A 24,413-nucleotide genomic window follows, 5' to 3' on the forward strand; every position below is an offset into this window, starting at 1 on the left:
GCCGCGAACCCGTCGGCCTTGGCGCCTTTCCTCTCCCCCTGGCAGGGGGAGAGGTGGCCCGAAGGGACGGAGTGGGGGTGCTATCTCATCTACTGCCCGCCCGCCCAATCGCGTGCGGTTGTCAAGATATCGGTCAGCGTCGCCCGGATCGGGGCGGCAAAATCGGCGTCGTAGCGCACCGGCCAGTTCGACGGCTCGCCTTTGCCTTCGGGCTCAAGCAGGTAGCCGCGATTGGCGATCTCCATCTGCAGCCCATGGATGCCTTGGGCGGGATTGGCGTGGTGGCGGGTGATCCAGCCGCCCTTGAAGCGCCCATTGACCACCCATGGGCGACCGGTCGCGGCGATGATCGCCGTCACCTTGTCCTGCAATTCCGGATCGGTGCTCTTGCCGTCATTGGTGCCTAAATTGAAGACGGGCAACCGGCCTTCGAACAGGCGCGGCAGCACCGAGCGGATCGAGTGGCAATCGTAGATCACGATCTTGGGATGCAACGCCCTGAGACGCGCGATCTCGCTTTCGAGGGTCGCGTGATAGGGATCGAAATAGGCCGCGCGCCGCCTGGAAATCTCGTTTGCATCCGGCTCCTGCCCTGCTTTGTAGAGCGGGTCGCCGTCGAAGGTGACGGTCGGGCAAAGCTCGGTCGTTGTCTGGCCGGGATATAGCGAGGCGCCAGAGGGATCACGATTGACGTCGATGATCGAGCGCGAAACTTTGGTGCGCACGATGGTTGCGCCCAGATCCTCAGCGAAGGCATAGAGCTGATCGATCCACCAATCGGTGTCGCGCCGCGCCAGCCAGGGCGAGACGAAATGGTCTTCGAGACCGGCAAGATCGGTTCCAGTGTGCGGCAAGCTCACCAGCAAAGGTGCATTACCTCTGATAACGGTAAGCCAGGGTGTGTCGCTCATGCTTGATCTCCCGAAATCTGCGGCAGGCCGACGCCGGCGATTGCCTTGACGACCGCGCCGCTGCGAACCAGCGCAATGGCCTTTTCCATGTCAGGGTGGAAATGGCGGTCTTCGTCGAGATGCGGCACCTGCGCACGGACAAGCTTGCGCACCGCTTCAAGCGCGCCACTCGACGCCAGCGGCGCATGGAAGTCGCAGCCCTGAGCTGCCGCCAGTAGTTCGATGCCGACCACGCCACAGGCGTTTTCGATCATCTGCAACAGGCGCCGCGCGCCGTGCGCGGCCATCGAGACGTGATCTTCCTGATTGGCCGAGGTCGGGATCGAATCGACTGATGCCGGATAGGCCTTCTGCTTGTTTTCGGAAACCAATGCCGCAGCCGTCACCTGCGGGATCATGAAGCCGGAATTCAGCCCCGGCTTTGGCGTCAGGAACGCCGGCATGCCGGACAGTGCCGGATCTACAAGCATGGCGATGCGCCGTTCGGACAGCGAGCCGATCTCGCAGACGGCCAAAGCGATCATGTCGGCGGCGAACGCCACCGGTTCGGCGTGAAAGTTACCGCCGGAGAGCGCGGTATCGTCCTCGGTGAAGATCAGCGGGTTGTCGGTGACGCCATTGGCCTCGGTGCCGAGCGTATCGGCGGCCTGGCGCAGCAAGGTCAGCACCGCCCCCATCACCTGCGGCTGGCAGCGCAGGCAATACGGGTCCTGCACGCGCTCGTCGCCGACGCGGTGGCTCTCGCGAATGGCGCTGCCGGCCATCAGATTGCGCAAGGCATCCGCCGTTTCGATCTGGCCGCGATGCTTTCTCAACACATGGATGCGCGGGTCGAAGGGCGCATCCGAGCCCTTGGCCGCGTCGGTCGACAGCGCGCCGGTGACCAGCGCCGATTGGTAGAGCACTTCCGCTTCGAACAGAGCAGCGAGCGCATAGGCGGTCGAGAACTGGGTGCCGTTGAGCAGCGCCAGGCCTTCCTTGGCGCCGAGCGTGATATGCTCCAGCCCATGCGTGACGAAAGCCACCTTGGCCGGCACAATGCCATGCGGCGTATGGCAATCGCCAACGCCGATCATCGTTGCCGTCATGTGCGAAAGCGGCGCCAGATCACCCGATGCGCCGACCGAACCCTGTCCCGGGACCACTGGGATGACGTCCCTGGCGAGCATCGCCTGCAGAAGATCGATCGTCTCGGGCCGTATGCCTGAGGCGCCCTGCGCCAGGCTCGCGAGCTTCAGCGCCATCATCAGCCGCGCCACAGCCACTGGCATCGGCTCGCCGACGCCAGCAGCGTGGGAAAGCACGATGTTGCGCTGCAGGGTTTCAAGGTCAGCCGCCGGGATGCGGACGCTGGCGAGCTTGCCGAAGCCGGTATTGATGCCGTAGACCGGCTCGCCCTTGGCGACGATCCGCGCCACAGTCTCGGCGCTGGCCTTGATCTTGGGCCGGCAAGCCGGGTCGAGTTCGGGAACAGCGCCGCGATAGATGGCGCGCCAATCGGCAAGCGTGGCATTGCCCGGGTTCAACACAAGCGTTGTCATTTCCCTCTCCAGATACGGGCATGGAGCGGATTGAACCCCATGCGATAGACAAGTTCGGCCGGGCTTTCGATGTCCCAGATGGCAAGGTCAGCCCATTTTCCTGTTTCAAGCGTACCGGTTTCGGCCTGAAGCCCGAGCGCACGCGCCGCCTCGCGGGTGACGCCGGCGAGGCATTCGTCGACCGTCATGGCAAACAAGGTCGCCGCCATATTCATGGTCAAAAGCAGCGAGGTCAGCGGCGATGTGCCTGGATTGTTGTCGGTGGCGACCGCCATCTTCACGCCATGCTTTCGAAACAGCACCACTGGCGGCTTTTGGGTCTCGCGGATGAAATAGAAGGCGCCGGGCAGGATGACCGCCACTGTGCCGGCCTTCGCCATGGCGGCGGCACCCGCTTCGTCGGTGTATTCGAGATGATCGGCCGACAGCGCGCCATAGCTCGCGGCAAGTGCTGCACCGCCGAGATTGGACAGCTGATCTGCGTGGAGTTTGACGGGCAGACCCTTGGCCGTTGCGGCGTCGAAGACGCGGGCCATTTGCTCGGGCGAAAACGCAATGCCCTCGCAAAAGCCATCGACAGCATCGGCCAAGCCTTCGGCCGCGATCTTGTCGAGCATCGGCCCGGAAACGAGGTCGATATAGGCGTCCTTGTCGCCTTTGGCTTCCGGCGGCAAAGCGTGCGCCCCAAGGAATGTCGTGCGCACAGTCACCGGCCGCAGCTCGGCGAGTTGTCTTGCCGCGCGCAGGGATTTTGTTTCGTTCTCAAGGTCGAGGCCGTAGCCCGACTTGACCTCGACAGTGGTCACACCTTCGGCGATCAGTGCATCGAGCCGCGGCAAGGTCTGCGCCACCAGTTCGGCTTCGCTCGCCGCACGCAACGCCTTGACCGACGAAACGATGCCGCCCCCTGCCCGCGCCACCTCTTCATAGGTCGCACCCGCAAGCCGCATTTCGAATTCGTTGGAGCGATTGCCGGCATGGATAAGATGGGTGTGACAGTCGATCAGGCCCGGCGTGATCCAGCGCCGCTGGCAATCGATGATCTCGGCGCCGTCGCGCAAATCCGAGGGCATGTCGGCCTCGGGACCGGCGAAAACGATGCGGCCGTCACGCGCGGCGATCGCGCCATGCTCGACAACGCCAAGACCAGCCAAGCCTTCGGCAAGCGTGACCAGCCGTGCATTGCGCCAGACCCTTGCCGGTGCTGCGGATTGCTCTCCAGCCATGATCTTTTTCGTTTCCTCCGCTTTCAGTTATGTATATACATATCAAAACGCGATGCAAGTGCTATCGTGCGGCGCGCAAAAGAGGTGAGGAGATTATGGTGGCGACAATCTTCGCGGAGCAAGCGCTTCTGGCCGATGGCTGGCAACGAGATGTCAGGCTGACGCTTTCTGGCGGCCGCATCGACAAGGTGGAAGCGGGAACGACCATTCAGCCAAGCGATGAGCGCCACGCGATTGTCCTGCCCGGCATGCCCAATCTGCACAGCCACGCCTTCCAGCGCGGCATGGCAGGCCTCGCCGAAATCCGTGGCCCCTCGTCCGACAGTTTCTGGTCGTGGCGCGAGGTGATGTACCGCTTCGCGCTGACGATGACGCCCGAGCAGGTCGAGGCGGTGGCAGCGCAGCTCTATGTCGAAATGCTGGAGGCCGGTTTTTCCCGCGTTGGCGAGTTCCACTATCTCCACCACGACCGCGACGGCAGCCCTTATGCCAACATCGCCGAGATGGCCGAGCGCATCGCCGCTGCCTCGGTCGAGACCGGCATCGGGTTGACATTGCTGCCCGTCTTCTACGCGCATTCCGGCTTCGGCGGCGCACCTGCCAATGAAGGCCAGCGGCGATTCATCAACGATACGAATCGCTTCGCCAGACTTTTTGAGACGTGCGGCGAAGCGCTCAAAGGCATTGATGGCGCCGTACTCGGCCTCGCGCCGCACAGCCTGCGCGCGGCAACGCCAGATGAACTGGCCGCCGTCACCGCCATGACCTCTGGCCCCATCCACATCCACATCGCCGAACAGGTCAAGGAAGTCGAGGACTGCCTTGCCTGGTCCGGTGCGCGGCCCGTCGACTGGCTTCTGGGCCACGCCGATGTCGACAAACGCTGGTGCCTGATCCACGCCACCCACATGACCGAGGCGGAAACGATCGCCATGGCCAAGACCGGCGCGGTTGCCGGCCTTTGCCCGATCACTGAGGCCAATCTTGGCGACGGCGTCTTTTCAGCGCCGCTGTTTGTCAAACATGGCGGCAAGTTCGGCGTCGGTTCGGATTCCAATGTCGAGATCGGCGTCGCCGTTGAGCTGCGCATGCTCGAATATTCGCAGCGGTTGGCCCTCCGCGCCCGCAACGTGCTTGCCGCCCCTGGCCAATCGACCGGCCGCGCGCTGTTCGATGCCGCACTCGGCGGCGGCGCGCAGGCGCTCGGTGCTGGTCCGGCAGGGCTTGCGACAGGTTCGGCGGCGGATTTCATCTCGCTCGACCCCAACCATCCGACGCTCGCCGGCAAATCCGAGGACGCCATCCTGGACGCCTGGATCTTCGCCCGGGGCGGCAAAGTCGACTCTGTATGGGCGCACGGCCGCAAGCTCGTTTCGGGTGGCGCGCATTTCCGCCGCGACGCTATTGCGGCGAGGTTCCGCAACGTGATGATGGAACTGACGGCGGCGTAAACAAAGGAAAATTCTGGTGCCTGATTCGATGGCGGAGATTGTTGAAGAGCCCGCGAGCAGCGATGCGGCGACATCGCTCTACCAGCGCATCCTCAACGATATCCGCGACCGGATCGTTTCAGGCGAATGGGAGCCCGGCTACCGCATCCCCTTCGAGCACGAACTGACCGAAGAATATGGCTGTTCGCGCATGACAGTGAACAAGGCGCTGTCGCAACTCGCCAAATCTGGGCTGATCGAGCGCCGGAGGCGGTCGGGCAGCTTTGTGCGCCGGCCGCAGTCGCAGGCCGCCGTGCTCGAAATTCACGACATCCGCATCGAGGTCGAGGCGCTTGGCCTGCCCTACCGCTATGAGCTGATCGCTCAGACCAAGCGGCGCGCCACGTCCCTCGACCGCGAACGGCTGGGACCGGGCGCGTCTGTCCCAAGCCACGTTCTGGCGCTGCAATGCCTGCACTACGCCGGTGTGCGGCCCTTCTGCATTGAAGACCGGCTGATCAATCTGGCCGCCGTACCGGAAGCAGCTGATGAAGAATTTCGCAAATCCGCACCGGGGCCGTGGCTGATCGGCCAGGTGCCGTGGAGTGCGGCCGAGCATGTCATCCGTGCCGCCGCCGCCGATGCCGAGACCGCTGCCGATCTGAATCTGGCAGCCGGCGCGCCTTGCCTTGTCATCGAAAGGCGAACCTGGAGCGCCGAGCGCCCCGTCACCCATGTGCGCTTCACCTACCCGGCGAATGCCCATGCGGTGGTGGCCCGCTTCACGCCGTCAGACAGCTGAAACGGGCCATTCCGTAGTTCTGCTTACGCAGCGGCCGTGATGATGATCTCGACCTTGTATTCGGGGCCAGCGAGCTTGGCTTCGCCGGTAGCGCGCGCGGGCGTGTTGCCCTGCGGCACCCAGCCGTCCCACACCGAGTTCATTTCGGCGAAGGTCGACATGTCGTCGAGCCAGATAATCGCCTGGATGATCTTGGTCTTGTCCGAGCCTGCCTTGGCCAGCAGGGCGTCGATCTCGGCCAGGATGGCCTTGGTCTGCGCGGCGACGCTCTCGCCCGGTGCGCCAACCTGTCCAGCCAGGTAAACCGTGTTGTTGTGGATCACGATCTGGCTCATGCGCGGGCCGACATCGATACGACGAATGCTCATTGTGGTCTCCTTCCGTTAGGGGTGGCGCCTTCTTAGATTTTGCCTGCCCCCCGGCGCAAGGCCGCAGCGGCCGAATTCCGTAGGCCAGACGCAGGCTCGCCGGGTTTGCGACACAAATCCACCGGATTGTCCGGTCGGCCTCGTTGACTAATGTAATAACATCACATATCCAGTGACGACTTCGCCGCAGCTGAGCCATGAGCCGATGACCGACGCCTGCCTGACATTCAAGGATCTGACGCTGGGCTACAACAGCCATCCGGCGGTGCATCACCTCAACGGCTCGATCAAGACCGGCTCGCTGACCGCCGTCGTCGGCGCCAATGGCTCGGGCAAATCGACCTTGATGAAGGGGATCGTCGGCGTGTTGAAGCCGATGGCCGGCGCCTGCACGGTGGCGCCGGGCAAGCGCGTCGCCTACCTGCCGCAACAATCCGAACTCGACCGCAGCTTTCCCGCCCGTGTCGTCGACCTCGTCTCGCTCGGCCTCTGGCCCAAGCGTGGCCTGCTCGGCCGCTACACCAGCGAGGACCGCAAAGCTGTCTCCAAGGCACTCATGGCCGTCGGCCTCGAAGGTTTCGAAAAGCGCGCGCTGGACACACTCTCCGGCGGCCAGCTCCAGAGAGCGCTGTTTGCCCGCGTGCTGGTGCAGGATGCGGACCTGATCCTGCTCGACGAGCCGTTCAACGCTGTCGATGCAAAGACCGTTGGTGATCTTATCAAACTCATCAAGCGCTGGCACGGCGAGAACCGCACGGTGATGGTTGTCGCCCACGACCTCGAACTGGTGCGCGCCCATTTTCCCAATACATTGCTGCTGGCGCGCCAACCGGTGGCCTGGGGCGAGACGCTTGAAGCGCTGCGCCCGGAAAACCTGCTCAAGGCCCGGCGTTTCGACGAGGCCTGGCACGATGATGCGCCCTGGTGCGAGCCCGACGACGGCCACGCCCATCGCCCTGCGCATAGCCATACGCACGACGAGCATCACCACCATGATCACGGCGAGGTCCATGATCATCCCGACCATGAATCCGGCCCCCGGGCAGCGTGAACCTCGCCATGTATGATTTCCTGATCGCCCCTTTCGTCGAATTCGGCTTCATGCAGCGCGCGCTTGCCGGCTCGCTGCTGTTGGCTTTGGGCTCCTGCCCGGTCGGCGTGTTCCTGATGCTCAGGCGCATGAGCCTGACCGGCGATGCCATGGCCCATGCCATCCTGCCCGGTGCCGCCGCCGGCTTCCTGCTCTATGGCCTACAGATCGTGCCGATGACCATCGGCGGGCTGATCGCCGGCGTCATCGTGGCGCTCGGCGCAGGTGCCGTGTCGCGCTTCACAGTGCAGCGCGAGGACGCCTCCATGGCAGCGTTCTATTTGATTTCTCTGGCGCTCGGCGTTCTGATCGTGTCGCTGCGCGGCTCGAGCGTTGACCTGATGCATGTGCTGTTCGGCACCGTTCTCGCGCTCAATGACGACGCGCTGACGCTGATCGCTCTGATTTCGGGCATCACGCTGCTGACGCTCGCCGTCTTCTGGCGCGCGCTCGTCGCCGAATGCCTCGACCCGCTGTTCCTGCGCTCGGTCAGCCGGCTTGGCACGCCGGTGCACTTCATCTTCCTTGGCCTTGTCGTGCTCAATCTTGTCGGCGGCTTCCAGGCGCTCGGCACGCTGCTGTCGGTCGGCCTGATGATGCTGCCGGCTGCCGCCGCGCGCTTCTGGACGTCGCGTGTCGAGCCGATGTGCGTGCTTGCTTTCGGCTTCGGCGCGATATCCTGCGTCAGCGGCTTGCTCATTTCCTATCACGCCTCGCTGCCCTCGGGCCCGGCGATCATCTTGTCGGCAGGTGCGATCTACCTCGCCTCCATCCTTTTCGGCACACGCGGCGTCTTCAACACCAAGCTTCGCCGCCACCGCCACCGCACCGCCTGATCCACGTCAACATGGAGAGACTTATGCTCAGAACAATTGGCTTCGCCTCACTGATGAGCGTTATAACATTAACTCCCTTCGCCGCGACTTCGGCCACGGCCGAGCCGCTCAAGGTCGTGGCAAGCTTCTCGATCATTGGCGATTTCGCCCAAAATGTCGGCGGCGACCGCATCGAGCTGACCACTCTTGTCGGTCCCGACGGCGACGCCCATGTCTACGAGCCCTCGCCTGCCGACGCGGTGAAGATGTCGAAAGCGGACGTCGTTCTGGTCAACGGCCTGCAGTTCGAAGGCTTCCTGCAGCGCCTTGTCGAAGCGAGCGCCACCAAGGCTTCGGTGGTCGAACTGACCAAGGGCGTCGAGCCGATCAAGATGAAGGAAGAGCATGAGCATGCCGCAGAGACAGGCGGCGGTCATCACAACCATGGCGACCTTGACCCGCACGCCTTCCAGTCGATCGCCAACGCCAAAATCTATGTGAAGAACATCGCCGATGCTTTTTGCACCGCCGATGCCGCCGGCTGCGACACCTACAAGGCAAATGCCGCTTCCTACACGGCCAAGCTCGACGCCGCCGAGGCCGACGTGAAGGCTGCGGTTGCTTCGATCCCTGAGGAAAAGCGCACCATCATCACCTCGCACGATGCCTTCGGCTATTTCGAAAACGCCTACGGCATCACTTTCCTGGCGCCCGAGGGCATTTCGACCGAAGCCGAAGCATCGGCTGCCGATGTGGCGGCGCTGATCTCGCAGGTTCGTGGCGACAAGGCTTCGGCGATCTTTGTCGAAAACATCACCAATCCGCGCCTTGTCGAGCAGATTTCCGCCGAAACCGGCGTGAAAATCGGCGGCACGCTCTATTCCGACGCGCTGTCCAAGGCCGATGGCCCGGCTGCGACCTACATCGACATGATGAAAGCCAACATCGCCACCATCAAGGGCGCGATCCTCGGCAGCTGACCGAAGCCAGCCACGGCGACTGGCACGCCCGGTCGCCTACCATCCCAGCACATGGGTACGATCAACCAGCCTGAATGAAGGCGGGGCCAAAAACCTCGCCTTTTTCTTGAAACCAAACTGTTATGTAATAACATTATACGAGGGTAATATGAAACATCTGCTCGCGACGGCCTCCGGAATGGCCATGCTCTTTGGCCTCGCCGCCATTCCCGCCTTCGCCGAAGAACAGACCGCTTGGCGGCTGTTCGTCTCCGATCATGCCCAACCCGTCATCCACGCCATAGACATGGAGACAGGCAAGAAGATCGACACATTCAACGTAAAAGTGCCGACAGGCCTCTACCGCTCCGACAGCGGCCGCACGGTGTTTGCCATGCAAGGCAAGGGCGACGTGATCTCGGTGCTGTCGAGCGGCATCTCGTTCGGCGACCATGGCGATCACGGCGACATCCATGTCGAGGCGCCGAAATTGCTTGATGTCGCGTTCGAAGGCAAAAAGCCCTCGCATTTCGTCGACCATGACGGCGACATCGCCCTGTTCTTCGACGGCGAAGGCAAGGCGCGTATTACACGCGAAGCCGATATTCTCGAGGGCAAGCCGGCCATTCGCGAGGTGGCGACCGCAGCACCTCACCACGGCGTCGCCGTCGCTCTTGGCGATCATGTCCTGATTACCGAGCCGAACATGCAGATGCCGGACGAACTTCCAGTCGGGATTCGGGTCGTCGACCGCGCCGGAGCCTCGGTTGGCAATGTCCACGACTGCCCCGACCTGCATGGTGAGGCCTCGTCAGGCGATCTGCTGGCCATTGCTTGCGCCAAAGGCCTGCTTGTCACCTCATCAAGCGGAAGTACGCCAGTGATCGACCTGCTGCCTTACGCCGGTCTGCCCGAGGGAAAATCGACAACGCTGGTCGGCGGTCGCGGCCTTCAGTATTTCCTCGGCAATTACGGCCCGAGCGCTGTCGTTCTGATCGACCCGAAGTCCGAAGAACCATTCCGGCTGATCGACCTGCCGACGCGCCGCGTGCATTTCGCTGTCGATCCGGTACGGGCGAAATTCGCCTATGTCTTCACGGAGGATGGCCAGTTGCACCGCATCGACGTGGTGGCAGGCAAGATCGACACGTCGCTCAAGCTGACCGAGCCCTACAGCATGGATGGCCACTGGAGCGATCCGCGCCCGCGCATCGCTGTCGCCGGCAGCCGGATCGTGGTTTCCGACCCGCTCAAGAGCGTGCTGCATGTCGTCGATGCAGAAAGCTTCAAGCAGGCCGCTGACATCGCGCTTGAAGGCAAGCCCTTCAACCTCGTTGCCGTCGGCGGCGCCGGCGAAACGCACTGAGTGCTTCAGGTCCGGCAGCGCAGTTGCCGGACCTTCACCCAGGTTACTCCAAGGAAATGCCCATGCTAGTCAGATCCAAAGCAGCGCCTTTGCCAGTGACGGTCCTGTCCGGCTTTCTCGGCGCGGGAAAGACGACGCTGCTCAACCACATCCTCAGCAATCGCGAAGGCCGCCGCGTCGCGGTCATCGTCAACGACATGAGCGAGATCAACATCGACGCAGCGCTCATTCGCGACGGCGGCGCTAATCTTTCGCGCACCGACGAACAACTGGTCGAAATGACCAATGGCTGCATCTGCTGCACCTTGCGCGACGACCTGCTCAAGGAGGTGCGTGCGCTGGCGCAACAAAACCGCTTCGACTACCTGCTGATCGAATCGACAGGGATTTCCGAGCCCCTGCCCGTCGCCTCGACCTTTCAGTTTCGCGACGAAAACGGCGACAGCCTGTCCGATGTCGCTCGGCTCGACACGATGGTGACGGTGGTCGACGCGGCCAACCTGCTCAAGGATTATTCTTCATCCGACTTCTTGCATGATCGCGGCGAACAGGCCGGCGAGCAGGATGAGCGCGCGCTGGTCGACCTTCTCGTCGAGCAGATCGAGTTCGCCGACGTCGTGGTGCTGAACAAGGCGACAGCGGCCAGTGCCGCCGACCGCGACGGCGCGCGAAAGATCATCCGCGCACTCAACCCCGACGCCGAACTGATCGAGACCGATTTCGGCCGCGCACCGATCGACAAGATACTGGGCACCGGCCTGTTCGATTTCGACAAGGCCGAACAAAACCCTCTGTGGTTCAAGGAATTGAACGGCTTTGGTGACCACATTCCCGAGACCGAGGAATACGGCATCCGCTCCTTCGTCTATCGCGAGCGGCGGCCATTCGACCCGGTCAAGCTGCACAGCTTCATCCGCCGAGAATGGCCGGGCGTCGTCCGCGCCAAGGGCTTCTTCTGGCTTGCCACGCGACCGAAGCTTGTCGGCGAGATCAGCCAGGCCGGGGCATTGGTGCGCACCGGCAAACGCGGACTGTGGTGGTCGGCGGTGCCGCGCGGACAATGGCCGGAATTTCCCGAATGGCATGAGGCAATGAAGTCCTATCTCGATCCCGTCTGGGGCGACCGGCGCCAGGAGATCGTTTTCATCGGCTGCGACCCAATGAACGAGGTGCGCATCAGGGCCGAGCTCGACTACTGCCTTGTCGACGCCAACTCATTCGACCCCGCACAATGGCGCGACCTAGCCGACCCCTTCCCCTCCTGGGATCGCCCGGCAGCCTGAACAGGAGTTGCCCCGCCGCTCCGACAGTGGCAAGACTGGCGCCGACAAGCCGCCGGAGCGGCCAACAAAACTCGCGAGGACGAAGATGGAATACCGCCAGATCACCGACGACTACTCGGTTTCCGGCCAGATCACGCCGGAAGAAGTTGCCGCCATCAAGGCCGCCGGCTTCAAGAGCGTCATCTGCAACAGGCCCGACGACGAGCAGCCGGGCCAACCCTCCGCCGACAGCGTCAAGGCGGCGGTCGAAGCAGCCGGCCTCGCCTTCCGCTACATTCCCGTCATCAGCGGCCAGATGACCGGCGACAATGTCGCCGACATGGCCGAAGCGCTCGACGAGATGGACGGCCCGGTGTTCGCCTATTGCCGCTCGGGCACGCGTTGCACCAACCTCTATATGGCGATCCAGCAAAGCAGGGGCTGAGCAGAACGGCGGCGGGAGCATGCCTGTTTGCGTGAAGACCAGTTATGACCTAAATTATGGTCATAAGGATAACGCCGATGAATGTTTCCGTCGCCGAAGCCAAGGCCAAATTCTCCGAACTCATCAAGCGGGCGGAAGCCGGCGAGGAGATTGTCGTCACGCGCCACGGCAAGGCCGTGGCTCGTGTCATGCCCCCGGAGCCGGAACAGGAATTGCTTCCCCGGATCGGTGCGCTCAAGGGTAAGATCTGGATCGCCGATGATTTCGACGCCCCCTTGGATGACTTCAAGGAATACATGAAGTGACCGGCGAGGCCTTCCTCGCTGACACTCATATCATTCTGTGGTCGATCAACGACGATCCACGTTTGAAGCGAGCGCACAGGGAAGTTCTGGCTTCATCAGCCCTCGTCTACGCGAGCGCTGCGAGTGTCTGGGAGATTGCAATCAAGCAGAGCATCGGCAAGCTGGATGTTCCAAGCGATCTCGGCTTCCTCCTTCCCAGAATGCAGTTTACGCCGCTTGCCATCACCATCGAGCACGCCCAAAGAGTGGCAGAACTGCCTCGCCACCACGGAGACCCGTTCGACCGGCTGCTGATCGCGCAGGCGCAGATCGAGAACCTGTCTATCCTCACCTCAGATCCGCTGTTTGCGCGCTACGACGTGGCGCTCGCCTAAAGCCCCAGCCGCTTAACCTCCTCGGCGCGAAAGCGCAGGTCATAATCGAGGAAAAACTCGTCGAGCGGCGGTGGCGCCACTGAGGTGCCGGACAGCATCGCATGCACCTGTCCGCGATGGTGGATTTCGTGAAGGAACAGATGCGTGAGCAGATCGCCGATGCGCTCGGGGACCTGCCCCGCCTTGCCACGATCGGACAGCACCTGCCTGTCGAGATCGGCCTCGCTGAGACGGTCGCAACAAGCAACCAGCCGCCGGTCGAAATCCGCCTGCGCCTTGGCGAGTGCTGCAGCATCGTCGAACTCGACGAAACGATCGAACACTTTTTGCCCCTCGCCCCCTTCCTCGATCATGTCGAGATAATAGATGTCGACAGACAGGATGTGGTTCAGCGTCTCCTTGAGCGAAGGAAAGAAGCTCGTGCGCCCAGCCTCGAACTCGCCCGGCTGCAAGGCCTGCACGGCGCGGTAGATGCGGTCGTTGGACCACAGATTGTTCCGCGCCATGCGGCGAAAATGGCTGGTCATGTCCATCTCGGTACTCAGGCAGGCTCGAACCTGCCGACCTGACGCTCGATCGCACCGAAGATTGAATGGCCGGTCTTGTCCTTCATCTCGACGCGCAAGGTATCGCCGAGCGAAACCGAGAGTGTTTCGACCGCGCCCCTGACGATGGCACCTGTGCCTATCGGCCGTGTGGCGGCGGCATCCGCGATCAACTTCGGAAAGCTGGTCCAGACGGAGGTGACGCTTCGCGCCCCGGCAAGCAGCGGCAGATGTACGGCCCCGTCCCAGGCGTCGCCCAATTCGTCAGGCGTTACAGCGACGGGCGACAGTGCGGACGTGCCTGCGTGGCCGCCATCCAGCGCCGTGTCAGCGGAGAGCACGACAAGGGCGATGGCGTCCTTGGCCTTCTCCTCCGTGGCAGCCATCGCAACGTCGGAGACGATCACTGATACAGCCGCCTCGACCTTGGCGTCGCGGGTCTTGCCGGCGAGTTCGAGCGCATCGCGCGGACCGGCGAAAGCATCGCCGCCGCCGAGGCGCTGGTAGGCGCGTGGCAGAGGCGAATGCGCGTCATGCTCGTGGAAACGCGACGACGGTACGGAGCCGACCTCAAGCGATTCGGCCAGGGCGGCAAGGTGCGGGGAAATCCGGCGCCAGTCGTCGAGCGCCGCCTGCAGGCTCAGTGCCAGGAAAGTGGCATCGGTGTATCGCGTCAGGTCGCGCGAGACGATGACAAGTTTTCCGTCACGCGAACCGTTCTTCAGCGTCGCCAGTTTCATGCGGGTCCTCCCGAGTTCGGACGGTATCGTCCTCGATCACCACAACAAGCCCGTCGCGGCCGATCGTCAAGGGACCATTCCATGTTTTCCTGACAGCCTCGATCCAATCGGCCTCGCCGATCTCGGGATCGTCGGCCGGAATGAGGTGGTTGAGCACCAGCCGCCCGACGCCGGCACTGGTGGCAATGGTCCCCGCCTCGCCGGCCAGACTGTGGCTTGCCATCAGATGCTCCTTCAACCGCGCACCGTTGCCGGTACGTGCGACGAGCCGCTCAACGCCTTCTTCCAGCATCGCTTCATGAAGCAAAATGTCAGCACCTCGGGCGAACTCCGCCAATGGCGGAAAGAAAGCGGTGTCCGCGGAAAAGACGACGCTTGTGCCCGCGTGGTCGAAGCGGAGGGCGAAACACGCGGTCACCGGCGGGTGGTCGACACGCAAGGCTGCGACGTTGAATTCCCCCTCGCGCAGCACCTCGCCTTCGCTGAATTCCACGACCTCGACCATCTCGCGCAGGTCGGGGCGGCCTTCGTCGACGATCCGGGTTTCGATGTCGAATTCAAGCGCTTGCACGAAACTTTGCCAGTATCGATTCAAGCCGACAGGGCCGAAAAGCCTGACCGGTGTCGCAAGCCCAGCCGTCCAGGCGGTGTGGACCAGCGGCCCGAGTTCCAGCACGTGATCGGAATGAAGATGGGTGACAAAGATCAGATCGAGCGCCTTGAGGCTCAGGCCCGCGTCCGTCAAACCACGCGTCACACCCAGCCCGCAATCGACGACGATGGTGCGTCCGCCGAGTTCCAAAAGCGTCGATGTCGGCCACGGACCACCCGGCCGGATCGCCGGGCCGCCTTTGGTGCCGAGCAGAACAAGGCGGGCACTCATGCGCACCCGCCCAGGATGATACCTAGCATTGGAATTCCACGCTTCATGCCACACCTCGTCTTGCAGGCGCCCAAGCTAGAGCGCCGGCCATGACCGAGGCAAGTTTAAAGCATCAATCGACGCGGCGCGGGTATTGGGCGCGTGGGGGGATCCAGTGATGGACCAGCGCCAGCACCAGAAGGCTGATGCAGCCGAGCAGGACAACGACGAACAGCGTACTGCCCTGATAGGGAGATGCCGTGGCGACGAGCGGGATCGCGCCTGCGGGTGGATGGGTGACGCGCAACATCAGCATCAGCGCGATCGACAGACCGACCGCCACTGCCGACACTTCCCACATGCCGGGGAAAGCCATGGCCGCAGCTACGCCCACAAGCGTTGCAATGAAATAGCCGGCGAAAATATTGATCGGCTGCGCCAGGGGGCTCGCCGGCTGGCCAAACAGCAGCACCGCCGTCGCGCCTAGCGGCGCGATCAGCATCGGCAGACCGGTCATCGAAGCAAGCCCGCCAACCGCCGCCAGACCGACAACGGCGCCCGATCCCGACTTGACGTGCGAGAGCATCTGACCTTTCGGCTCATGGCGGGCAGTAAGGGTGCGTATGTGACGGCGCATCATCGTTTCCAGCCGAAGGGCCTGCTTCGATAGCAACAGCGACTTCGGCTGGCAATGTGCCTTTATTCGAAAAATTCTCCCTACAGTGAAAAAACTTTCCCTAAATCACCAATCCATGACGACCTTGCCGGAATTGCCGCTGCGCATGGCGTCGAAACCGGCCTGATAGTCGTCGATGCCGATGCGGTGGGTGATCAGTCCGGTGATGTCGAGCGGACCCTGCACGAGCGCGATCATCTTGTACCAGGTCTCGAACATCTCGCGGCCATAGATGCCCTTGAGGTGCAGCATCTTGAAGATCACCTTGTTCCAGTCGATCTCGAAGCCTGTAGGTGCAATGCCAAGAATGGCGATCTTGCCGCCATTGTTCATGGTGTCGATCATGTCGCGGAAGGCGACAGCAGAGCCCGACATCTCGAGGCCGATGTCGAAGCCTTCGGTCATGCCCTCGTCGCGCATGACATCGCGCAGTTTTTCCTTGGAAGCATCGACGACGTGATGGACGCCGAGCTTTTTCGCCAGCGCGAGACGCACAGGATTGATGTCGGTGATGACGACCTTGCGTGCGCCGACGCATTGAGCGACCAGCGCGCCCATGATGCCGATTGGCCCGGCCCCTGTCACCAGAACGTCCTCGCCAACGAGGTCGAATGACAGTGCTGTGTGCACGGCGTTGCCGAGCGGATCGAAGATCGCTGCGATCTCGTCGGGCACATCGTCGGGGATCGGCACGACATTGTGCTGGGGGATAGCGACATACTCAGCAAAGGAGCCCGGGCGATTGACGCCGACGCCAAGCGTATTGCGGCACAGATGGCCGCGCCCGGCGCGACAGTTGCGGCAATGGCCGCAAACGATATGGCCCTCCCCCGACACGCGCTGGCCCACCTTGTAGTCGGTCACGCCTGCGCCGAAGTCGGCGATCGTGCCGACGAACTCATGGCCGGTGACCATCGGCACCGGCACCGTCTTTTGCGCCCACTGGTCCCAATTGTAGATGTGGACGTCGGTGCCGCAGATCGCCGATTTCCTGACCTTGATCAGCACATCGTTGGGGCCGACCTCGGGCAGCGGCACCTCTTCCATCCAGATACCCGGTTCGGCCTTGGCCTTCACCAGCGCGCGCATCATGTTCGACATTGTCTTGTCCTCGGAATCGCTTGATCCAGAATCGCTTTTGGCAAGTCTGGCACTTTATGAAATGACGCCCAACTCGCGACCGACTTCACCAAACGCCGCGACCGCGCGATCGATATCGGCTGTCGAGTGGGCCGCCGACATCTGGGTGCGGATGCGCGCCTGGCCCTTGGGCACGACCGGGAACGAAAAGCCGATCACATAGATGCCGCGCTTCAGCATCCGCGCCGCCATCTCCTGGGCAAGCGTCGCATCGCCCAGCATGACCGGGACGATCGGATGATTGGCACCGCCAAGCGTGAAGCCGAGCTTGCCCATGCCCGCGCGGAAACGCTCGGCATTGGCGTAGAGTTTTTCGCGCAAAGCCCCACCCTCGGCGATCAGGTCCAGCACCTTGATCGAAGCACCGGCGATGGAGGGGGCAAGCGTGTTGGAAAACAGATAAGGCCTGGAGCGCTGGCGCAGCCAGTCGACGACGTCGCGCTTGCCGCTGGTGTAGCCACCGGATGCGCCCCCCAGCGCCTTGCCGAGCGTACCGGTGATGATGTCGACGCGGCCCTCGACGCCGCAATGCTCCGGCGTGCCGCGGCCATGCTTGCCGACGAAGCCAACGGCATGGCTGTCGTCTACCATCACCATCGCCCCGTATTTTTCGGCAAGATCGCAAACGCCCTTGAGATTGGCGATGATGCCATCCATGGAAAACACGCCGTCGGTGGCGATCAGCTTGAAGCGACTGCCCTCGGCTTTCTTCAACTCTTCTTCAAGGGCGGCCATATCGTTGTTGGCGTAGCGGAAGCGTTTGGCCTTTGACAAGCGCACGCCATCGATGATCGAGGCGTGGTTCAACGCATCGGAAATGATGGCGTCTTCTTCTGAAAGCAGGGTTTCGAACAGACCGGCATTGGCGTCGAAGCATGAGGAATAAAGGATCGTGTCCTCCATGCCGAGGAAAGCGGACAGCTTCGCCTCCAGTTCCTTGTGCTCTTCCTGCGTGCCGCAGATGAAGCGCACCGAAGCCATGCCGTAGCCGTAGCGGTCGAGCGCGTCCTTGGCGGCGTTGCGCAGATGATGGCTATCGGCGAGGCCGAGATAGTTGTTGGCGCAGAAATTCAGCACCTTTACGCCGCCGACCTCGATCTCGGCGCTCTGCGTCGAGGTGATGACCCGCTCGGACTTGTAGAGGCCGGCCGACTTCAGCCCCTCCAGTTCGGAAGCGATGTGGGATAGGAAATTGCCGCTCATGCATTTGCTCCCTGCTGCCGCGGAAAATCGGGCGAAGCTTGCCACGACGCTATCACAAATGCGACTTGGCCGCTCGCCGCTTCCCTGGCCTCGACAGCGAAGCCGACGCGCTAAACTTCATCCAATTCGCACACCACCGCCTTGGGGACAGCATGATTGACGCTACGATTTCAAGCATTCGCATCTTCCGCCAATGGCAGCCGTTTCGCGACGGCACCTATCGCTGCTCGGGCGGGCGAAGTGCTGAAGGTTTTGATTCGACGATCGTCGAGATCACCAGCCGCGACGGCATCAGCGGTTATGGCGAGATGGCGCCGCTTGGCAGCTTCTACGATCCCGCCTTCGCCGCCGGCGCGCGTGAGGCGATGCGGGAAGTGGCACCGCAACTGCTCGGCTGCGACGCATCCGGCATCGAAGCGTTGAACCGGCGCATGGATCTGCTGCTCAAGGGCCACCCCTATGCGAAATCGGCGGTCGACATGGCGCTGTGGGACCTCTTGGGCAAGCGCTCCGGCTTGTCGCTCGCCGCCTTGAGCGGCGGTGCGGAAGGCACGCAGCTCGCGCTCTACCGCTCGATCGCCCAGCAATCGCCCGACGCGATGGCTGTGCGGGCGCAAAAATACATCGCCGAGGGCTACCGTCGCTTGCAGGTCAAGGTCGGGCTCGATGTCAACGACGACATTGCGCGGCTGGAAGCGGTGCGGTCAGCTGTGCCGAATGACACGGTGTTGTTTTGCGATGCCAATGCGAGCTGGGGTACAGCCGAAACCCGACGTTTCCTGATGGCGACGCGGGCGCTCGACTACACGCTCGAACAGCCTTGCGCGACCTACGAGGAAAACCTCGCCATTCGCCGCGCCACCGACCGGCCGCTGGTGCTAGATGAAACCATCGACAGCGCGGACGTGCTGTTGCGCGCCATATCGGACGGGCTTGTCGACGGCATTACCATCAAGCTGGCGCGTGTCGGCGGGCTGACCAAGGCCAAGCTTTTGCGCGACATCGCGATCGCCAAGAACCTCAAGGTGACAATCGAGGACACAGGCGGCGCGCAGATCGACACGGCGGCCTATTCGGGCCTGCTGTTGTCGACGCCGGAGGGGCTCAGGCAGCACACTGTCGACTTCCACAACTGGGTGACGGTGTCGAACGCGCGCGGCGAATTTGCCATCGAAGACGGCATGATGAGCCTGCCTGGCGGACCAGGCCTTGGCCTGGATGTCGACCCGGCGGAATTCGGCGCGCCAATATTTGCCTGCAAATCATAAGGGATGGCTGGACGGACACGCCCCCGCACCCGTCCAGCCCAGCATCGGCGCTATGGTAGCGGTGCGCCGATGACCTGGATGTTGTTTTTCGCGCAAGCGTCGATGAAGCGCTTTGCAGCCTCCGGCGTCCGCTCAGCTTTTGGCGGCAAAGTTGCCGACGGCGCCGGCACGCTCATCTGACGGATCATTTGCTCGAAGTCACCGCCCTGGGTGACGATCAGGCACGTCGCACCGTCTGTCGATTCGACGCGGAACGTATGTGGAATTCCCTTGGGGGCCATGACGGTCTGCCCCGCATGGGCGAGAAAAACCTTGCCATCGACGCGAAAGCGCATCGTGCCTTCGAGAATGTGGATGATCTCGTCTTCGCAGAGATTGACGTGGAGCGGCGTCGTTTCGCCCTGTGGCATGCGGCATTCAATGATGCTGATCTGGTCGTTCCCCGCACAGGCGGGAACACGGATCGTCATCAGATTGTCGCCAAACCACAAAATCTGGCTGGCACTCTCAACCTTGGCCTGGGCGTTCACCGACAAAATCCCCTCTCCTCGCAGCCGGCGAAACTGCCGGACAAGTCGGGAATTATCGGCGAGATGTAACCGTTTGAGGTCGGGAACGATCACGACTGTTTCAGAACCATGAAACAATTCGCGCCTCCTTCGAAGCATACTCGAACTAACTAAACTTAAAATCGAAAGCCATACGCAAATCAGTCAACAAACTTGCCTGCAAATAAAAGCGGCCGCGGGATCGCTCCCGCGGCCGCCATGGAAGCGAACCATTGCCCTTGAGGCTTAGAAGAACGCCTGCAGACCGGTCTGTGCCCGGCCGAGGATCAGCGCATGGACGTCATGCGTGCCCTCATAGGTGTTGACCGTCTCCAGGTTCTGCGCGTGGCGCATGACGTGGTAGCCAATCTGGATGCCGTTGCCGCCATGCATGTCGCGGGCCTGGCGGGCGATATCGAGTGCCTTGCCGCAATTGTTGCGCTTGACCAGCGAGATCATCTCGGGCGCGAACTTGTGCTCGTCCATCAGGCGACCGACGCGCAAACTAGCCTGCAGGCCAAGCGCGATCTCGGTCTGCATGTCGGCGAGCTTCTTCTGGTAAAGCTGGGTGCCGGCCAGCGGCTTGTTGAACTGCTTGCGGTCAAGGCCATACTGGCGAGCGCGGTGCCAGCAATCCTCGGCGGCACCCATGACGCCCCAGGAAATGCCGTAGCGGGCGCGGTTGAGGCAGCCAAACGGCCCTTTCAGGCCCGACACGTTGGGCAGCAGCGCGTCTTCGCCAACTTCAACGCCTTCCATGACGATCTCGCCGGTGATCGAAGCGCGCAGCGACAGCTTGCCGCCGATCTTCGGAGCTGACAGTCCCTTCATGCCCTTTTCGAGCACAAAGCCGCGAATCTGGTTGTCGTGGGCTGCCGACTTCGCCCAGACGACAAACACGTCGGCGATCGGCGCGTTGGAAATCCACATTTTCGAACCGCTGATCTTGTAGCCGTTAGCGGTCTTTTCGGCGCGGGTCTTCATGCCACCGGGATCGGAGCCGGCATCCGGCTCGGTCAGGCCGAAGCAGCCGATCCATTCGCCCGAAGCAAGCTTGGGCAGGTACTTCTTGCGCTGCTCCTCGGAGCCGTAGGCATAGATCGGATACATCACCAGCGACGACTGCACTGACATCATCGAGCGATAGCCCGAATCGACGCGCTCGACTTCGCGCGCGACCAGACCATAGGTCACGTAGCCAGCGCCAAGGCCGCCATATTCCTCGGGAACGGTGATGCCGAGCAGGCCGGCCTCGCCCATTTCGCGGAAGATCGCCGGATCGGTCTTTTCGTCGAGATAGGCCTCTTCGATGCGCGGGGCGAGCTTGTCGGCAGCGAAGCTTGCCGCCGCATCGCGCATCATGCGCTCGTCTTCGGTCAGTTGATCTTCGAGAAGGAAAGGGTCGGCCCAGACAAAGCTGGCGGCGGCCGCCGGTTTGGATGTGTTCATTGTTCCTCCGGGAGAATGAGAGCGTTTTTCATATCCTAGCCCGCTTCAGGCCTTTTCGCTAACAAGTAATCTTGTAAAGTTGATGCGTAAACTCGATCAACTCGAACCAGAGCCTTCCTTATGCGCCGCGCTTATGTGCCAACGATTGCCGAGCTTGAGGCGTTCCGCGCCAGTGCCCGCTACGGCACGACAATTCGCGCTGCCAATCAGCTTGGACTGACGCAAAGTTCGGTGAGCCGCTCGATCGGGCAGCTGGAAGACAGGCTCGGCGTCGCCCTGTTCCACCGAGTCCGCCAGCGGCTGACCCTGTCGGACGCCGGCCGACGCTTCGCCCGCGACGCCGACGCGATCCTCGACGCCCTGCATGAGGCAACCGTCAGGACCATGGCATTTGGCGGCCAGTCCGAGATGCTCAGCCTCGCGGTGCTGCCGACACTTGCCGACCGCTGGCTCATCCCACGGCTGGCGGGTTTCCATCTCGCCGCCCCCGACGTCGCCATCGATCTGGCAGTCCGGCTGGAAACGGTCGATCTCGAAACCGAGGCCTTCGACGCTGCGATCCAGCGTGGGCCTGTCGAGCCAGGCCAGCCGGGCATGCTGCGCCTTTTCGACGAGGAGCTGGTGGTGGTTGCCGCTCCGGCTCTTCTCGACGGCCGGGCCTCGCTCGACGATGCCGAACTCGCCGCCTTGCCGCTGTTGCAGCAATCGACGCGCCCGACCTTGTGGCTGCAATGGTTCCAGGCCGCCGGCATCGACCCGCGCACCACCTTGCGCGGCCATCGCTTCGAGCAATTCTCGATGGTTGTCGAAGCGGCTGTCGCCGGGCTCGGCGTGGCTTTGGTTCCTCAGGTGCTGGCCGCACGCGAACTCGCTTCCTGCCAACTGGTCATGGCCTCGGCAAACCGCATCGCCGGCGAATTCCCCTATCGCCTCGCCTTCCGGCCCGGCACCGAGGATCGCCCGGGCCTGCGCGAATTCCTGCGCTGGATCGCGGCCGACGTGGCGTTGCCGGCGGTCAAATCCTGAGGCCGAACCTGATCCCGTCATAGATCGCCGCATGGATGTTGCGGGCCTGGACCGCGTCGCCAATGCGCAGCAGGATGAAGCTCGCATCCCGAACCTCGGGGAAAATCTCGCCGCCATGGATCAGGCGCTCGTAATCGATAGCGCCACCGTTTTTCGACAGCGGCTTGAGTTCGAGATAGAGGTCGTCGAGCGGCAACGTGCCATGCTCGACCGCCACCTGATCGACACGCCGCTCCTCCTGCCAGCCCTTGGCGTAGTCGGAGGACAGTGTGGCGACCAGTTGATTGCCCTCACGCCGGACCGATTGAAGCCGCGTGTTGATGGTGATCTTCACGCCGGTGCGGTGGAATGCCTCCATGTAAGGCACATGGTTCATGCCGCCGATCTCCGGCGCAAACAGCCGCTCGGGCGTGACCAGCTCAAGCTTCGAGCCGGCCTTGCCGATCAGTTCCGCCGCCGTCATGCCCTGATGGCCGCCATTGTCATCATAAAGCAGCACGTTTTCGGCCGGCTTCACCGCACCGGCGATGATGTCCCAACTCGACGTCACCAGATCGTCGCCGGCGTCCAAGGGCGGGTTCTGCGGCAAACCGCCTGTGGCGATGACCACCGCGTCGGGCTGCAGCGCCAGCACATCGTCCTTTCCGGCCCAGACGTCATAGCGGATCTCGACGCCCAGTCGTTCCAACTCGGCCAGGCGCCAGTCGACGATACCGATCAGCTCACGCCGACGCGGGTTCTGCGCCGCAAGTCGCACCTGCCCGCCGGCCTGGCTGGTCGCCTCCAGCACGGTCACCTTGTGACCGCGCTCGGCCAGCACGCGCGCGGCCTCGAGGCCGGCAGCCCCCGCGCCGACCACGACGACCTTGCGTAGCGGGCCTTCGGTGCGTGAAATCACATGCGGGATCGTCGCTTCGCGGCCGGTCGCGGCGTTGTGGATACACAGTGCGCCGCCACCCTCATAGATGCGGTCGAGGCAGTAGGTGGCGCCGACGCACGGGCGGATCTGATGCTCGCGCCCTTCCATCACCTTCCTGACGATATGCGGCTCGGCGATGTGGGCGCGCGTCATGCCGACCATGTCAAGCTTGCCATTGGCGATGGCGTGGCGGGCCGTTGCAACGTCGGAAATACGCGCGGCATGAAAGACCGGGAACTTGGTTGCCGCCCTGACCTCGCCGGCAAAGTTGAGATGCGGCGACGAGGCCATGCCGTGCAGCGGGATGACGCCGGTCAGTGCTGCGTCGGTGTCGATATGGCCGCGAATGATGTTGAGGAAATCGAACTTTCCCGAAGAGGCCAGCCGCCGGGCGATCTCGATGCCCTCGTCCTTCGACAGGCCTTTCTCGAAATCCTCGTCGGCGACCATGCGGATGCCGACAATGAACTCCTTGCCGACAGCCGCGCGCACGGCATCGATCACCCGCCAGGTAAAGCGCAGGCGGTTGTCGAGCGTGCCGCCATAATCGTCGTCGCGATGGTTGGTGGCCGGCGACCAGAAGCCATCCATCAGATGGCCATAGGCCTCGAATTCGATGCCATCGAGCCCCGCCGCCTGCATGCGCTGGGCAGCGGAGGCGTAGTCGGCGACGATGCGCTCGATGTCCCAATCCTCGATGGTCTTGGGAAATGTGCGGTGGGCAGCCTCACGCACCGGGGAGGCGCTCAGCACCGGCAGCCAGTCGGCCTTGTTCCAGTTGGTGCGGCGGCCGAGATGGGTGATCTGGATCATCACCTTGCAGTCGTGCTCGTGGCAATCGTCGGCGAGTTGGCGCAACCATGGCACGATGGCGTCGTCATAGGCATGCAGATTGCCGAAGGCTGCCGGGCTGTCGCGTGAGACGATCGCCGACCCCGCCGTCATGGTCAGCGCCATGCCGCCCTTGGCCTTTTCGGCATGGTAGAGCCGGTAGCGCTCCTTGGGCATACCGTCTTCGGAATAGGCCGGCTCGTGGCTCGTCGACATGACGCGGTTCTTCAGCGTCAGATGCTTGAGCTGGTAGGGCTGGAGAAGCGGGTCGTTGCTGGTCATTGCATTCCTGCATTATCCGGCGCTAATACA

25 protein-coding genes are annotated in these 24,413 nt (G+C 62.8%); 12 read left to right on the top strand and 13 right to left on the bottom strand.

Annotation, left to right across the window (positions count from 1 at the left end; translation table 11 throughout):
• Nucleotides 1–89: 89 nt before the first annotated feature.
• From hutG to hutI, 3 genes are read right to left on the bottom strand one after another with little or no spacing between them, the layout of a single operon-like run.
• Nucleotides 90–911 carry an N-formylglutamate deformylase gene (gene hutG, locus AC1RTB_RS03690; protein ID WP_492880503.1) on the bottom strand — a complete coding sequence of 274 codons (822 nt, stop codon included), beginning with the start codon at nucleotides 909–911 and terminating at the stop codon, nucleotides 90–92.
• Nucleotides 908–2,452: a histidine ammonia-lyase gene (gene hutH, locus AC1RTB_RS03695; RefSeq protein WP_492880504.1), complete on the bottom strand. Its 1,545-nt coding sequence runs from the start codon at nucleotides 2,450–2,452 to the stop codon at nucleotides 908–910. The genes hutG and hutH overlap by 4 nt, the downstream gene beginning before the upstream one ends.
• Nucleotides 2,449–3,678, bottom strand: coding sequence for an imidazolonepropionase (gene hutI, locus AC1RTB_RS03700; protein WP_492880505.1), 1,230 nt, complete (start codon nucleotides 3,676–3,678; stop codon nucleotides 2,449–2,451). Before hutI ends, hutH begins: the two co-directional genes overlap by 4 nt.
• A gap of 98 nt (nucleotides 3,679–3,776) precedes the next feature.
• On the opposite strand from hutI, the gene AC1RTB_RS03705 reads away from it, so the two are divergent.
• Together AC1RTB_RS03705 and hutC are read left to right on the top strand one after the other, a co-directional pair.
• The gene (locus AC1RTB_RS03705; RefSeq protein WP_492880506.1) at nucleotides 3,777–5,129 is read left to right on the top strand and encodes a formimidoylglutamate deiminase; all 1,353 of its coding nucleotides are present in this window, start codon (nucleotides 3,777–3,779) and stop codon (nucleotides 5,127–5,129) included.
• A gap of 28 nt (nucleotides 5,130–5,157) precedes the next feature.
• The gene (gene hutC / locus AC1RTB_RS03710; protein ID WP_492880647.1) at nucleotides 5,158–5,910 is read left to right on the top strand and encodes a histidine utilization transcriptional repressor HutC; all 753 of its coding nucleotides are present in this window, start codon (nucleotides 5,158–5,160) and stop codon (nucleotides 5,908–5,910) included.
• A gap of 23 nt (nucleotides 5,911–5,933) precedes the next feature.
• Here the strand turns inward: hutC and AC1RTB_RS03715 are convergent, their stop codons facing one another.
• Nucleotides 5,934–6,278 carry a RidA family protein gene (locus AC1RTB_RS03715; protein ID WP_492880507.1) on the bottom strand — a complete coding sequence of 115 codons (345 nt, stop codon included), beginning with the start codon at nucleotides 6,276–6,278 and terminating at the stop codon, nucleotides 5,934–5,936.
• 205 nt (nucleotides 6,279–6,483) lie between these two features.
• Here AC1RTB_RS03715 and aztA point away from each other — a divergent pair, with 205 nt between their 5' ends.
• The 8 genes from aztA to AC1RTB_RS03755 all read left to right on the top strand — a co-directional run bounded on the left by aztA (nucleotide 6,484) and on the right by AC1RTB_RS03755 (nucleotide 12,894).
• Nucleotides 6,484–7,329 (top strand): zinc ABC transporter ATP-binding protein AztA, encoded by an 846-nt coding sequence (gene aztA / locus AC1RTB_RS03720; RefSeq protein WP_492880648.1) that lies wholly within the window; start codon nucleotides 6,484–6,486, stop codon nucleotides 7,327–7,329.
• 8 nt (nucleotides 7,330–7,337) lie between these two features.
• Complete coding sequence (gene aztB / locus AC1RTB_RS03725) at nucleotides 7,338–8,204, top strand: zinc ABC transporter permease AztB (RefSeq protein WP_492880508.1); 867 nt, start codon at nucleotides 7,338–7,340, stop codon at nucleotides 8,202–8,204.
• A gap of 23 nt (nucleotides 8,205–8,227) precedes the next feature.
• Nucleotides 8,228–9,163, top strand: a complete 936-nt coding sequence (aztC, locus tag AC1RTB_RS03730) for a zinc ABC transporter substrate-binding protein AztC (RefSeq protein WP_492880509.1) — start codon at nucleotides 8,228–8,230, stop codon at nucleotides 9,161–9,163.
• A gap of 148 nt (nucleotides 9,164–9,311) precedes the next feature.
• Nucleotides 9,312–10,508 carry a zinc metallochaperone AztD gene (gene aztD, locus AC1RTB_RS03735; RefSeq protein ID WP_492880510.1) on the top strand — a complete coding sequence of 399 codons (1,197 nt, stop codon included), beginning with the start codon at nucleotides 9,312–9,314 and terminating at the stop codon, nucleotides 10,506–10,508.
• Between the two features lie 62 nt (nucleotides 10,509–10,570).
• Nucleotides 10,571–11,791, top strand: a complete 1,221-nt coding sequence (gene zigA / locus AC1RTB_RS03740) for a zinc metallochaperone GTPase ZigA (protein WP_492880511.1) — start codon at nucleotides 10,571–10,573, stop codon at nucleotides 11,789–11,791.
• An 85-nt stretch (nucleotides 11,792–11,876) separates the two neighbouring features.
• Entirely contained in the window at nucleotides 11,877–12,215 is a 339-nt protein-coding gene (locus tag AC1RTB_RS03745) for a protein tyrosine phosphatase family protein (RefSeq protein ID WP_492880512.1), read from the top strand.
• 77 nt (nucleotides 12,216–12,292) lie between these two features.
• A complete protein-coding gene (locus AC1RTB_RS03750; RefSeq protein ID WP_492880513.1) occupies nucleotides 12,293–12,520 on the top strand; it encodes a type II toxin-antitoxin system Phd/YefM family antitoxin in 228 nt (75 codons plus the stop codon).
• Entirely contained in the window at nucleotides 12,517–12,894 is a 378-nt protein-coding gene (locus tag AC1RTB_RS03755) for a type II toxin-antitoxin system VapC family toxin (protein ID WP_492880514.1), read from the top strand. Before AC1RTB_RS03750 ends, AC1RTB_RS03755 begins: the two co-directional genes overlap by 4 nt.
• Here AC1RTB_RS03755 and AC1RTB_RS03760 read toward each other — a convergent pair.
• The 6 genes from AC1RTB_RS03760 to AC1RTB_RS03785 all read right to left on the bottom strand — a co-directional run bounded on the left by AC1RTB_RS03760 (nucleotide 12,891) and on the right by AC1RTB_RS03785 (nucleotide 18,060).
• Nucleotides 12,891–13,427, bottom strand: coding sequence for a DinB family protein (locus tag AC1RTB_RS03760; protein WP_492880515.1), 537 nt, complete (start codon nucleotides 13,425–13,427; stop codon nucleotides 12,891–12,893). The two genes, AC1RTB_RS03755 and AC1RTB_RS03760, sit on opposite strands and share 4 nt — an antisense overlap.
• 8 nt (nucleotides 13,428–13,435) lie before the next feature.
• Nucleotides 13,436–14,179: a fumarylacetoacetate hydrolase family protein gene (locus AC1RTB_RS03765; RefSeq protein ID WP_492880516.1), complete on the bottom strand. Its 744-nt coding sequence runs from the start codon at nucleotides 14,177–14,179 to the stop codon at nucleotides 13,436–13,438.
• On the bottom strand, nucleotides 14,145–15,062 hold the full coding sequence (locus AC1RTB_RS03770) for an MBL fold metallo-hydrolase (protein ID WP_492880517.1): 918 nt from the start codon (nucleotides 15,060–15,062) through the stop codon (nucleotides 14,145–14,147). Before AC1RTB_RS03770 ends, AC1RTB_RS03765 begins: the two co-directional genes overlap by 35 nt.
• Nucleotides 15,063–15,174: 112 nt before the next feature.
• On the bottom strand, nucleotides 15,175–15,678 hold the full coding sequence (locus tag AC1RTB_RS03775) for an HPP family protein (RefSeq protein WP_492880518.1): 504 nt from the start codon (nucleotides 15,676–15,678) through the stop codon (nucleotides 15,175–15,177).
• Between the two features lie 105 nt (nucleotides 15,679–15,783).
• A complete protein-coding gene (gene tdh, locus AC1RTB_RS03780; RefSeq protein ID WP_492880519.1) occupies nucleotides 15,784–16,818 on the bottom strand; it encodes an L-threonine 3-dehydrogenase in 1,035 nt (344 codons plus the stop codon).
• Between the two features lie 54 nt (nucleotides 16,819–16,872).
• On the bottom strand, nucleotides 16,873–18,060 hold the full coding sequence (locus AC1RTB_RS03785; RefSeq protein WP_492880520.1) for a glycine C-acetyltransferase: 1,188 nt from the start codon (nucleotides 18,058–18,060) through the stop codon (nucleotides 16,873–16,875).
• Nucleotides 18,061–18,212: 152 nt separating this feature from the next.
• On the opposite strand from AC1RTB_RS03785, the gene AC1RTB_RS03790 reads away from it, so the two are divergent.
• Nucleotides 18,213–19,328: a mandelate racemase/muconate lactonizing enzyme family protein gene (locus AC1RTB_RS03790; protein WP_492880521.1), complete on the top strand. Its 1,116-nt coding sequence runs from the start codon at nucleotides 18,213–18,215 to the stop codon at nucleotides 19,326–19,328.
• A 50-nt stretch (nucleotides 19,329–19,378) separates the two neighbouring features.
• Here the strand turns inward: AC1RTB_RS03790 and AC1RTB_RS03795 are convergent, their stop codons facing one another.
• Complete coding sequence (locus tag AC1RTB_RS03795) at nucleotides 19,379–19,951, bottom strand: cupin domain-containing protein (RefSeq protein ID WP_492880522.1); 573 nt, start codon at nucleotides 19,949–19,951, stop codon at nucleotides 19,379–19,381.
• 171 nt (nucleotides 19,952–20,122) lie between these two features.
• Nucleotides 20,123–21,325 carry an acyl-CoA dehydrogenase gene (locus AC1RTB_RS03800; RefSeq protein ID WP_492880523.1) on the bottom strand — a complete coding sequence of 401 codons (1,203 nt, stop codon included), beginning with the start codon at nucleotides 21,323–21,325 and terminating at the stop codon, nucleotides 20,123–20,125.
• Between the two features lie 120 nt (nucleotides 21,326–21,445).
• Here AC1RTB_RS03800 and AC1RTB_RS03805 point away from each other — a divergent pair, with 120 nt between their 5' ends.
• Complete coding sequence (locus AC1RTB_RS03805; RefSeq protein ID WP_492880524.1) at nucleotides 21,446–22,351, top strand: LysR family transcriptional regulator; 906 nt, start codon at nucleotides 21,446–21,448, stop codon at nucleotides 22,349–22,351.
• Here AC1RTB_RS03805 and AC1RTB_RS03810 read toward each other — a convergent pair.
• Nucleotides 22,341–24,383: an oxidoreductase gene (locus AC1RTB_RS03810; protein WP_492880525.1), complete on the bottom strand. Its 2,043-nt coding sequence runs from the start codon at nucleotides 24,381–24,383 to the stop codon at nucleotides 22,341–22,343. The genes AC1RTB_RS03805 and AC1RTB_RS03810 overlap by 11 nt on opposite strands.
• Nucleotides 24,384–24,413 lie beyond the last annotated feature (30 nt).

The organism is Aminobacter sp. GW821-FHT11F06 (assembly GCF_058808215.1).